The sequence below is a fragment of the Caecibacteroides pullorum genome, assembly GCF_019239235.1.
GTDB classification, from domain to species: Bacteria; Bacteroidota; Bacteroidia; order Bacteroidales; family Bacteroidaceae; genus Bacteroides; species Bacteroides pullorum.
The window spans coordinates 44936-58095 of record NZ_JAAZTS010000009.1; the positions used below are offsets into that span (position 1 = coordinate 44936).

Genomic DNA, 13160 nt, shown 5'->3' on the forward strand with positions numbered 1-13160 from the left:
GAACAGACGGATGATACTCTTTTTACAAAGACACAGGAAGAATACGAAACCGCGTTTCGCATTTTATTCTTTCTGTGTCTTTGTTTTTTCAAGCTACAGTCTGTTATGCAAGGCACAAAACAATGATACTTTGACTTTCCGCGTAGTCAGTTACAATGTAGAAAACCTTTTTGACACCTATCATGACTCACTAAAAAACGACTACGAGTTTCTACCCGAGTCTGTTCGCCATTGGAACTATTCAAAATACAAGAAAAAGCTGAACGACATCGGCCGCACTCTCATTGCCGTGGGCGAATGGACACCTCCAGCACTAATAGCCCTATGTGAGGTTGAAAATGACAGTGTATTGTATGATCTGACACACTACTCCGTATTGCGTGAAGTCGGATACCGTTATGTGATGACCCACTCCAACGACGAACGTGGTATTGATGTGGCCTTACTCTATCAACGTGGCTTGTTTAAATTATTAGACAATCACAGCATAATCATCGACAAACCCCGACCATCCGACCGGCCTACACGTGATATTTTGCATGTAAGCGGGATATTATTGAACGGCGATACCTTAGACATACTGATCGCTCATTTCCCATCCCGTTCAGGCGGTGCGAAAGAGAGTGAACCATATCGACTAAAGGCCGCCCACCGGCTAAAACAGACAGCAGACAGTATCATCAGCCTTCGGCAATATCCACAGCTACTCATCATGGGAGACTTTAACGACTATCCTCACAATCGATCCATCAAGAAAATCATACAGGCAGAAGCTCTCGTTCCCGGCAATACGCCTCGTAACGATCAGCTATACCACTTGCTAGCCCGTAAGGTCCAAAAGGAGAAAAACTATGGAAGTTACAAATATCAGGGGGAATGGGGATTGCTTGACCACCTTATTGTATCAGGTAATCTGCTAAAGCCCGATGCTCCACTCACTACCAGTGAAGCACATGCTGGAGTAGCTCGCCTACCGTTCCTATTGGTTCCGGACAAAAGATTCGGCGGAGTCCAGCCTTTCCGTACTTATATCGGCCCTCGATACGAAGGAGGCATCAGCGATCACCTGCCTGTATGGGCAGAATTTCGACTGATTTACTAAAGAAATGGATCAATTACAGAACGAAAAATTAATCATTCAGATACATAAATCCGTCAATCTGACCTGTTGGAATCGAAATTACCCCTCCACACATTGCGGGTATCAAATAATTTTGCGAATATTGCACAAACAATCTATAATTTATCATGAAATACGCCACCTTATTACTTACATTCATTATAGGCAGCTTGTCTGTATCAGCTCAACATTTAGTTCAAATAGGAAAAGGTTACAGTTCCACTTCAGTCAACACAACCGTATTCCGCAACAGTTCGCTTGTTACCTTCAAGCAAAATCAATACACAGCCTATTACGACGCCGACGGCTATATGGTTATCGGTAAACGCAAACTAGGTTCCGAACATTGGGAACTTCAGCGTTCACAATACAAAGGTAATGTAACTGATGCCCACAATGTCATCAGCCTAATGGTAGATGGCGAAGGCTATTTGCATGTTGCCTTTGATCATCATGGACAACCGCTGAACTATTGTCGCAGTACGGCTCCCGAATCCCTTGTTTTAGGAGAGAAAGAACCGATGACCGGTAAAGACGAAGCCGATGTCACTTATCCAGAATTTTACCGTCTCTCCACCGGAGATTTGCTCTTTGTCTATCGTTCAGGAGCATCCGGAAGAGGAAATCTCGTATTAAACCGTTATAAATTGAAACAACGTAAATGGCAACGTGTCCAAGACGTGCTCATCGATGGCGAGGGACAACGTAATGCCTACTGGCAACTGTACGTAGATGCCAAAGACGTAATCCATCTTTCGTGGGTATGGCGGGAAACATGGATGGTAGAAACCAACCACGACCTGTGCTACGCCTGTTCATCAGACGGTGGAAAAACATGGCAAAAATCAAATGGCGAAACTTATAATCTGCCCATACGTGAAGCTAATGCAGAATACGCCTGCCGTATCCCCCAAAACAGCGAACTTATCAACCAAACCAGTATGAGTGCCGACACGGAAGGTCATCCTTATATTGTCACCTACTGGCGCGATACCGACAATACCATTCCCCAGTATCGTCTGGTTTGGCATGACGGCATCAACTGGCACAACCGCCCCATCATGAATCGCACACAGGCCTTCTCTCTGAAAGGAGGAGGAACCAAAATGATTCCCATTTCTCGCCCCCGCATTGCAGTAGACAAAGGACGGGCTTTCTTCCTCTTTCGCGATGCTGAACGTGGCAGCAAGGTCTCCATGGCCTATACCGCTGACCTCAAAAGCGGAGAATGGCAAGTGACTGATCTTACCGACTTCAGTGTCGACGCATGGGAACCCAGTCTTGATACAGAATTATGGAAACAAAAACGTCAGCTTCATGTTTTCGTACAAGAAACCCATCAGGGCGACGGCGAGAAACAAATCGCTTCCGAACCAACTCCCGTATATGTACTCGAGATCAATACCAAACAATAATTAACATACAAAACTTATGAACAAAATTCTTAAAACATTTGCAGCCTGTTTCATTGGACTATTACCGGTTGCAACATTTGCCAAGACTTCCGAGGCCGAACAGGTCCGAAAGATCATTGACAAAGTGAACCAACACTGGCAAGCTGAAAACAAGCCAGAAGTACGTTCTTTCTGGGACAACGCAGCCTATCACACCGGCAACATGGAAGCTTACTTCCTGACAGGCAATGAGACTTACCGCGCCTACTCCGAAGCATGGGCCAAACACAACGAATGGAAAGGAGCCAAAAGCAACGACCGTTCCCAGTGGAAATATTCATACGGAGAATCGGACGAATACGTTCTGTTCGGCGATTATCAGATTTGTTTCCAAACGTATGCCGACCTTTATAATCTGGCACCTGAAGACTATAAAATCAAGCGTGCACGCGAAGTCATGGAATATCAGATGAGCACTCCGCAAAACGACTATTGGTGGTGGAGCGACGGTCTGTACATGGTTATGCCGGTCATGACAAAATTATATAAGATTACTCACAATTCTCTCTATCTGGACAAGTTATACGAATATATCGCCTATTCCGACCAGATCATGTTCGACAAAGAAGAAAATCTCTATTACCGCGATGCCAAATACGTCTATCCCAAACACAAAAGTGTCAACGGGAAAAAAGACTTCTGGGCCCGTGGTGACGGATGGGTACTGGCCGGACTGGCTAAAGTGTTGAAAGATCTGCCGGCCGACTACAAGCATCGCGCCTTTTTCGTGGAGAAATTCCAGAAACTGGCTAAAGCAGTAGCTGCCATCCAGCAACCCGAAGGCTATTGGACCCGCAGTATGATGGATCCCGAACATGCGCCCGGCCCTGAAACAAGCGGTACTGCCTTCTTTACTTATGGTATCCTGTGGGGCATCAACAACGGTTATCTGGACGAGGCTGAATACCTGCCCATTGTCAACAAAGCATGGAACTACCTGTCGAAAACCGCTCTTCAGAAAAACGGAGCTGTGGGTTACGTACAACCTATCGGCGAAAAAGCCATCCCCGGCCAGGTTGTCGATGCTAACTCTACCGCTAACTTTGGTGTAGGTGCCTTCCTGTTGGCAGCCTGTGAGTATGTACGTTACCTGGAAGCTCCCAAGACTCAAGACCGTGCTTACTGGTGCGACCTTGCCTACAAGATGGCTGCTCCGATCTTGAGTAATATGTCCAAAGGAGAACTTCAAAAAAACATGATTGTAGAAGTTAGTCCTACATGGGACGGTCGCGACAAAAGAGTAACCTACATGGAAGCTTTCGGCCGTCTGATGGCAGGTATCGCCCCATGGCTTACCCTCCCCGATGACAATACAGCAGAAGGAGCCATGCGCAAGCAATTACGCGAATGGGCTTTGAAAAGCTACGCCAACGCAGTAGATCCTCAGAGTCCCGACTACCTGCTGTGGCGTAAGGAAGGCCAGCCCCTAGTAGACGCAGCCTATATTGCAGAAAGCTTTCTCCGTGCATTCGATCAGCTGTGGAAACCTTTGGATGACACCACCAAGCAACGCTACATTGAAGAGTTCACGCTGTTACGCCGTATCGACCCGCCATACACTAACTGGCTGCTCTTCTCATCCACTATCGAAAGTTTCCTGGCTAAAGCCGGGGCACCTTATGATGCCTATCGTATCAATTCCGCTATCCGCAAGGTAGAAGAATGGTATACCGGAGACGGCTGGTATGCTGACGGCCCAAGCTTTGCTTTCGACTATTACAGTAGCTATGTATTCCATCCCATGTATCTGGAAACTCTTCAGGCCATGAAAGACGTCAAGGCTTATACACGCATACATTATTCCAAGTATTATGACCGTGCCTTGCACCGTGCCCAGAAGTACAGCCTGATACTGGAACGCTTCATCTCACCTGAAGGAACCTTCCCTGTCTTCGGACGATCCATCCCCTACCGCATGGCTACCATGCAACCCCTCGCTTTGATGGCCTGGTATCAGGAACTGCCGGCTGGTGTGACCAACGCTCAGGTACGTTGCGCCCTCACTGCCGTCATGAGACGTATGTTTGCCAGCGGCAACAATTTCAATGAAGGTGGTTATTTGACCATTGGATTCAGCGGACGACAGCCCAATATTGCAGACTGGTACACCAACAATGGTAGCTTATACATGACTTCCCTGGCTTTCCTGCCTTTGGGGCTGCCAGCCAGCCATCCATTCTGGACCGATGCCCCCCAGGACTGGACCAGCAAACGAGCTTGGAGCGAACAACCATTCCCCAAAGATCACCATTGGAAGGATGAAATCCGTACGTGGGATTTATTCTGATAATAACAGCATGTAGGGACGCACCACGGTGCGTCCGACCCTTCAGGCACGAATGATACAAATAAATTGTCATTCGTGCCTGAAATATAATATATCAACCCCGGCTCTTCTGCTTCAGATATTCCGAAGGAGCCATGCCATATTCATCCTTAAAGCACTGTCTGAAATAAGCCACACTACTGAAACCGGCTAAGTCTGAGATCTCAGCAATACTATACTCACCACCTAACAAGAGATCCACACTTTTCTTCAACTTCACTTTTCTCACAAATTCGTTGACCGACATATCTGTCAGACACTTAATTTTCCGATAAAGCGTAGAATGACTCATACACATTTTGTCGGCAATGAACCCCACATCAATCTTTTCCATGCTGAGATTCTCTTCAATAATACGGGCTACCTTATCCAAAAACTCGCGATCAAGCTTATTCAGTGTGTGATTTCCTTCACCCAGATCCTTTAAAGCCTCTTGAGTAGACGAACCTACCGACGATACAGTCTTTGCAGCAATCAGGGCCGCCAACTTTCTTCTACCAGCCAGCAGATTCTCAATTCTCCGAGTCAATAGACGAGCACTGAAAGGCTTGGCTATAAATGAATCGGCTCCAACGGCATACCCTTCTTCCCGATCCTGAATACTATCTTTGGCCGTCAGCAAAATCACAGGAATATGACTGGTACGCATATCCTGCTTCACACGTTTACAGAAAGCAATACCATCCATAATGGGCATCATAATGTCACTGACAATGACACTAGGTATACGCACCTTGGCAATGTCCCAGCCTTCTTTTCCATTGGAAGCAGTAAGTACCTCATACATATCCTCGAAGGAACTTCGGATATACTCACGGATATCATTGTTGTCTTCTACCACTAGCAAAACGGGACGTGCATCTTCCCCTTCAGCCAATGAATCCTTAACAGCAGTTTCAGCTACAGATGTTTTAGCACTACTTGAAACCTCCTGCTTATGTTGTGCATGAGGATATGTATTGTCGGTCAAAAGGCTGAGAGTAAAGCAGCTACCTTCATTCAGTTCACTTTCCACCATGATCTTTGCTTCATGCAAATCGGCCAATGACTTCACCAAAGCCAACCCTATGCCTGTGCCTGAAGCCTGATGCTTGCCCTCCGCCTGATAATAACGATCAAAAATGTGAGGTATTGACTCCGGATCAATGCCGAACCCTGTATCTTTAACCTTGATTTCAGTATAGTTCTGCCCGGCTTCCTCACGCTTGTCGAGAGATAAAGTGATGACTCCCTCAGGCGTATACTTCATGGCATTGGACATCAGATTATTAAGGATAATCCTTACTATTTCGGGATCGAAATAGAGTTCTGTTTCTTCCGTTTCAATCTTCACCTCGATATCGACTCGACTGTTCTGATTCAATTCCTTAAAACCCAAACCGATTTCTCTTACCAACTTCCCAAGATTAGCTTTTTCTATCAGCAATTTCCGATTCTGAGTTTCTGTCTTTCGGAACTCCAATATCTGGTTAATCAGCGCCAACAACCTGTTGGCATTGCTATGTATGATACCGATACGTTCCGCATGTTTCTGTGATAGCGACTTATCCGACAGGAGATCTTCCAAAGGCCCGATAATGAGCGTAAGCGGCGTACGCAACTCGTGTGTAATGTTGGTATAGAAACGAAGCCTTTCTGCATTAAGTTTCTCTCCATTCTCCAGCTGTTGGTGCTCCAGACTCAGTTTATTCTCCAAATCAAGTTTATGCTTATAGAAACGCAGAATAAAAAAGAGAATCAGGCATGCTACAGCCACATAGAACAACTTTGCATACCACGCCAACCATAGAGGTGGTTCGATTACCAACGTCAATGAGGCAATATTCTCATCCGTCCAAGCTTGATTTCTCATCCGGGCATTCACCTTGAACGTATAATTTCCGTAGGGCAGATTCCTGAACGTAACCTGATTCTCACCATGCGTATTGTACCAGGAATCATTCAACCCTTCCATCTGATAAATATACTCCACCTGACCTGCTTGTGAGAAATCGGTCACATTGAAGCCAATTCTCAGATTATTGTTTCGATAAGAAAGCTTAATTTTATTCTTAACGATGGGGACCATTACCTCGGCATACTCCGGCCGTAAATCCCCCGTCATACTCCGACACTCAGTAAAGACTACTGGCGCCACCTTGTCACCATTATCAAGAGTAGCAGGATGAAAATAGCATACACCATTCTGCGAGCCAAAATAAATAGTGCCATCAGCTGTCCGACAAACCGATCCGTCCATAAAGTCACCACGGGGAACGCCGTCATGGTAATTATAATTTCTGAACATTCCTGTCGCTTTCTCATAACACGAAATACCATTGTTTGTACTGAACCAAATATTACCTTTCTCATCCTCCTGTATGGCTCTGACATAACTGTTCTCTATGCCGTCTTTCTCTGAATATATACGGAATCCATTCGGATTGTCTGTCCGTTCAAAAAAGACAAGGCCATTCCTTGTTGCAGCCCAGATTTCGCCACGGCTATTCATAGCCAAATGGGATACAGCATTCGAAGCCATTCCATTGTCTGTAGTCAGGCTATAAACCAAATTATTGTGACGGTTCAATATCTGAATACCTTTACCAAAGGTACCGATCCACAGTTTTCCCTGCTTGTCACGCAGAATGCTGTGAACCATATTGTCGGACAACTGATTATTGATGCTGTCTTCGCAACCAAGCTGTCCGTTTTCATAGCTGTAGATACCACTCTCTGTACCGATCCACATTTTACCATCCGTATCTTCATAGAAACATCTGACATCAAGATTAGGATATCCACTGCTAATCCGCTCCATTCGTCCCGTTTTGTGGCGATATACCGTCACCCCATCCAGATACATCCCCATCCAAAGGTCGCCGGAACGGTCGGTATAAATGACATTCACATGCGTATTCTTCACAGCCTGTGGCCTTAGCAAATCTTTCATTTTCCCTTTGTCGAATACTGCAACCTCATTCTCTCCGCCCAGCCACAAGTGTCCGTCCGAATCTACGTTGATGCCCCACACCTGTTTGTTGGTGTGCTCACCATAGCGTTTCATCTGATAAGGCAGCGTTTTGAACAAAGGTTGCAAATGGCTGATGACATCCACTCCACCCCGATAATTACCGATCCAGATGTTACCGAAAGAATCTTCGAACAAACACCGGGCATTGGGTGAAGACAGACCGTGAATATCATTTGTAACCACAAGATTACGAAATTGCACCTGTTCGGGACGGATAAAAGAATTTTGGCGTAAATCGAGAATACTTACTCCGCCCATATTGGTACAAACCCAAATGTCTCCATCGCGTGTCTGGCTAATATCGTACACCTGATTGGACAATAGGGAACGGGGATTGTCAGGCTGATTACGGAAAGTCGTAAACTCCTTCGTAACCGGATTGAACAAAGAAAGGCCGTTCTCCGTACCGACCCATATCCGTTCCGAGCTATCCATCAGAATGGCATGAACCGTATTACTCGGAATGCTCTTGGGGTCGTCAGTAGAATGGCGGAAATTCTCACAAGTACGTGTCTTCAAGTCTATGATACTGAGACCGTCATTCACGTGTCCCACATAGAGATGACCTTTCCCGTCATCGCACGAAGTCCAGTTACGGCCCGTAAATCCCTTGACATTGGACGTGCTGTAACACTCTATCTTCTTCGTCTTCCGGTCGTAATGATCGATGCCCAAATGATAATGAGTAATCCAGACACCACCATCCGCCGCCATTTTCAGGTCGGTCACGTCGTTTGTAATCAGTCCGCCATATACGTCTAAAGTCTCAAACGTCTGGCTGCCCACATCAAAGATACTGATGCCATCGCGCTGTGTTCCTATCCAGATCGTATTGTCTTGCGGCACGGAAAGCAATGCGTTATGTTCATTGCCGCTAATCTGTGAATTGTTTCGGTTATAAACAGTGAAGTAACGTCCGTCGAACTTGTTGAGTCCGGACTCTGTTGCAATCCATACACAGCCCTGGTTATCTTGCGTAATATCTACCACATAATTGTTCGACAACCCTTGTTCCACACCCATCCGTTTCAAAATCAAATCGTCCTGAAGTGCACGTACATTCAAAGGGAAACACCCCAATAATACTATGAGCGATATAAGGTAACCGGTTTTTATCATCATCACACTAAACAGATTAATTGTACCCAGCAAAAATAATGAAATAAGCCGAATAGAACAGTCTTTATGACCATTTTTTCTATCCGTTCTTATCAAAAAGCATGAAATCTCCCACGTAGTGCCATTTATTCAAGATGTTTCACATCCTTCATCCTGTTTACGAGCGTTTCTATTGTGTATGAAGAAGTTTCACCCGTGAAGTTTCACCGTAACCAACTATGTACAAGGCATTTACCGTGAAAGATGCCTATAAGGACGCATGAAACATTGATTTCACAACAATCCTTTGAATTCCAATAATTTATAGGACCGTGAAAGCGTGAAAGTTTTTTTCTGAAAGAAAGACTTCAACAGAGATTTGCAGCTAATCTGAATAATCTTTCACCTTCGTCAATACCCAATCAATGACCGGAAACGAAAAACAGCCACTCCTATAGCGTAACTATTAACTTGAGCGACGTAACTATGAACTTTAGCGACGTAACTATGGACTTTAGAAAGACAATGATAAACTTTTAAATAGCATTTTGACGAAAAAAACGATGTTTTATAACGAGAAATTAGATGTTCACATCTTATAAAACACAGATTCTGATGCATGATAATCATCTAAACGTTTCCTTTTTCACCCCTCTCAAATGTTAAAAACTACCAATAAAAACAGCAAGCAAGATAGAATAAAACGTCATTTGACATCTTTGAACAATTTTTCTATCTTATATGCTTATTTCTTATAATCTCTTTTTCTTATTTATCTCCTACTTTTGGCAGCGATTTAATTCTCATACAATTTTTAACTAAAATAAAATGAATGATGAAATCTAATTCTTGCAAAAACAATCGACGAGCCATGATGGCTCTGCTTCTTTGCACAGGATTCATTGCCATGCATCCTTTGGCAATGTCAGCTAAAGAAGATGTTTCATCACTAAACGTGGTGCAACAGCAAAAGTTCGTAACTGGTGTAATCAAAGATGCAACAGGTGAACCCGTAATCGGAGCTAATGTGCGCGAACAAAGCAATCCGACAAACGGAACCATTACTGATTTGGATGGAAAATTCAGTTTGTCCGTTGCCAAAGCAACCAAGCTGGAAATTTCCTTTATTGGTTATAAAACAGTGGTTGTAGATGCCGTACCAGGAAAATCTATCGATGTAGTACTGGAAGACGACACCGAAATGCTTCAAGAAGTTGTGGTAGTCGGTTACGGTACAATGCGTAAGAAAGACTTGACCGGTTCGGTTGTACAGATCAATGCAAACAAGGTAGCCGACCAAAACCCAACCTCTGTACAGGACGTATTGCGTGGTACACCAGGTTTGCAGATCGGTTACGATGCATCGGCCAAAGGTAGTGACGCTTCCATCCAGTTGCGTGGTCAGAACTCACTGGGAACCAACGCCAGCCCGATGATCGTATTGGACGGTATGGCTTTCTATGGTGAACTTTCTGAAATCAACCCCGATGACATCGCCCAGATCGACGTGTTGAAAGATGCCTCTTCTGCCGCCATCTACGGTGCCAAGGCTGCTGCCGGTGTCATCATCATTACAACTAAGAAAGGTAAGCAGGGTAAGCCTATCATTAATGTAGGTGCCAACCTTTCAGTAGCCAACAAGTCAGACTATCGTGACTACTACGATGCTGCCGGCTACCTGAAGTTCCATCAGGACTGGCGCAAGATGTACTATACTTACGGACAAGGCGAAGACGGACTGTATGGATATTATCAAGCCAAGGATGGTAACGGCAACCTGCTGTACCCTGAAGGTTATTATGACGATCCCCGTACCATGTCGGCAGCCGAGCAAAGCGCTTGGGCTTCCAATATTGGTGTAAGTGGTATAGGTCTCAGCGAAGGTGAGTCTATGCTTAGCCTGTTTGCGCGCCGTCTGGAGTTCAACAACTCTCCGTTAATGATGGAGAACTTCCTGAACGGTCGTATGGTTGACTGGAACGACTATACCTTCCGCACCGGTTTCAACCAGGACTACAACGCCAGCATTTCGGGAGCTACCGAACGTGTAAACTACTACTTCTCATTGGGTTACATCAACAACGAAGGTGCTGTACAGGGAAATGAATACAACGCTTTCCGTTCCAACATGAAGATCAATGCCAAGATTACCGACTGGTTGGAAGTAGGTGCCAATGTAAACTTCCAGGATCGTTCGGACGGCGATATTCAGGTATCCCTCGGCAGCAACTACTGGGACAACAACATGCTCCGCAACTCACCCTACGCTTCCATGTACACTGAAGACGGTGGCTATGAACAATATCCTATGTCCGGCCTGCCCACGAACGGTGGTTACAACTACTATCACTATCGTCAATATTACGACTTGGAAAAAGGCTATACTGTATTGAACACCATCTTCAATGCCAAAGTCACCCTGCCCGCAGGTTTTACCTACCAGTTCAACATTGCTCCCCGTTACCAATGGTACTACAACCGTTACTGGATGTCGGCCGACCTGCCAAACTCTTCTGCGTCCAGCCAAGGAGTTGACCGCGGATGGAGTAAAAACTTCGACTGGAACTTGAACAACACAATCACATGGGATAAGATATTCGGTGACCACCACTTCACTGCTACGTTAGTACAAGAAGCTGAAGAACATCGCTATTGGAGCGACGTCATCAATGCACGTAACATCACGCCGAGCGATGCCCTGGGCTTCCACTACACACAAGGTGCCAACAAGACCCAAAGTAGCTTCAGCACCAATGACAGCCATTATACCGCCGCTTCCTATCTGGGACGTCTGTTCTACAGCTTTAAGGACCGCTACATGTTCACCGGAACGTTCCGCCGCGATGGTTACTCCGGTTTCGGAGCCAACAATCCTTGGGGTAACTTCGGTTCAGTAGGTGTCAGCTGGGTATTCTCAGAAGAAAGCTTCATGGCTGATACACACGACTGGATGGATATGGGTAAGCTGCGTCTGTCTTGGGGTACCAACGGTAACCGCGAGTTCGGTGATGTTTACTCTACATTGGCCAACCTGGCACTGGCAGGTGGTAACATGGTTTACTACCAGAACGGAAATTCCAATGTTGTCAACCCGCTTTACATGAGCCGTTTGGCAGCTCCTAACCTTGAATGGGAAAAGACACAGGCATGGAACGTCGGTTTGGACTTCTCATTCCTGAACGGACGACTGACCGCTAACATGGACTACTATTTCAAGAAAACCACAGACATGATCATGAGCCAGCGTCTGCCGAACTTCTCAGGCTTCAGCTCCATCATGGCCAACTTGGGTGAAGTACAGAACCAAGGTTTCGAAATTGCCTTGAACTCCACCAACATCCAGAACGAGAAGTTCACATGGAACACTTCTGCCGGTTTCTCCATCAACAAGAACAAGATCAACCACATCTATTACGATTATGACGAGAATGGTGTAGAAAAAGATGATACTTCCAACGGTTGGTTCATCGGACAGCCTATCGGAACCATCTGGTATTACGAAACAGACGGTGTTTGGCAGAATACTCCCGAAGACATCAAGGCTGCTGCCCTGGTAGGCCAGAAGCCGGGTGATCCGAAAGTAGTGAACCACTATACGGAAGACGATCAAATTCTGGAAGACGGTACTCGCATCCCTGTTTACAACGACAACGATAAGATTTATCAGGGAACCACTGCTCCTCCCATCTACTGGAACCTGCGCAACGACTTCACACTGTGGAAAGACCTGACCCTCTCTATCTCGTTCTACTCATACATGGGACACAAGAGCCAAGCCGGCTATTGGCTGAATCAGGAAAACGGAGGTTCACAGGTAACAAACGGTTTCAACGTAGCAGCCCGTGAATATTGGACTCCCGATAATCCGACTAATGATTACTGCCGTCTGAACGCAGCAGGTCCTAACACAGGCTTAGCCGGTGGCGTAGATAAGGTTTACAACCGCAGTTTCGTTCGTCTGGACGACATCACTATCGGTTACAACCTGCCCCAGAAATGGACCAAGAAATTTATGGTAGATCGCATCCGCCTCACTGCAAGCTGCAAGAATGTATGTACCTTCGACAGCTGGGAGTATGGTGATCCCGAAACCGGCGGACTGGCTACACGCACATTCAACTTTGGTATCAACGTAACACTCTAAATACT

At 45.7% G+C, this 13160-nt stretch carries 5 protein-coding genes; 4 read left to right on the forward strand and 1 reads right to left on the reverse strand.

Annotated features, from left to right (window positions below; all coding sequences use genetic code 11):
- Window positions 1-10: 10 nt before the first annotated feature.
- The 3 genes from HF894_RS08055 (at window position 11) to HF894_RS08065 (ending at window position 4861) form a co-directional block, all read left to right on the forward strand.
- Window positions 11-1102 (forward strand): endonuclease/exonuclease/phosphatase family protein, encoded by a 1092-nt coding sequence (locus HF894_RS08055; RefSeq protein ID WP_204971586.1) that lies wholly within the window; start codon window positions 11-13, stop codon window positions 1100-1102.
- 146 nt (window positions 1103-1248) lie between these two features.
- Window positions 1249-2535, forward strand: a complete 1287-nt coding sequence (locus tag HF894_RS08060; protein ID WP_204971587.1) for an alpha-l-rhamnosidase — start codon at window positions 1249-1251, stop codon at window positions 2533-2535.
- A 16-nt stretch (window positions 2536-2551) separates the two neighbouring features.
- A complete protein-coding gene (locus HF894_RS08065) occupies window positions 2552-4861 on the forward strand; it encodes a DUF2264 domain-containing protein (protein WP_204971588.1) in 2310 nt (769 codons plus the stop codon).
- 94 nt (window positions 4862-4955) lie between these two features.
- On the opposite strand, the gene HF894_RS08070 is transcribed toward HF894_RS08065, so the two are convergent.
- Window positions 4956-9029: a hybrid sensor histidine kinase/response regulator transcription factor gene (locus tag HF894_RS08070; RefSeq protein ID WP_394369833.1), complete on the reverse strand. Its 4074-nt coding sequence runs from the start codon at window positions 9027-9029 to the stop codon at window positions 4956-4958.
- A gap of 817 nt (window positions 9030-9846) precedes the next feature.
- Between HF894_RS08070 and HF894_RS08075 the strand changes: the two genes are divergently transcribed.
- Complete coding sequence (locus HF894_RS08075; protein WP_204971621.1) at window positions 9847-13155, forward strand: SusC/RagA family TonB-linked outer membrane protein; 3309 nt, start codon at window positions 9847-9849, stop codon at window positions 13153-13155.
- Window positions 13156-13160: the final 5 nt, after the last annotated feature.

What these genes read in the sequence shown, in the direction of transcription:
- HF894_RS08065 (WP_204971588.1), top strand. Translation starts at nt 2,552, where the DNA reads ATGAACAAAATTCTTAAAACATTTGCAGCCTGTTTCATTGGACTATTA.
- HF894_RS08055 (WP_204971586.1), top strand. Translation starts at nt 11, where the DNA reads ATGATACTCTTTTTACAAAGACACAGGAAGAATACGAAACCGCGTTTC.
- HF894_RS08075 (WP_204971621.1), top strand. Translation starts at nt 9,847, where the DNA reads ATGAAATCTAATTCTTGCAAAAACAATCGACGAGCCATGATGGCTCTG.
- HF894_RS08060 (WP_204971587.1), top strand. Translation starts at nt 1,249, where the DNA reads ATGAAATACGCCACCTTATTACTTACATTCATTATAGGCAGCTTGTCT.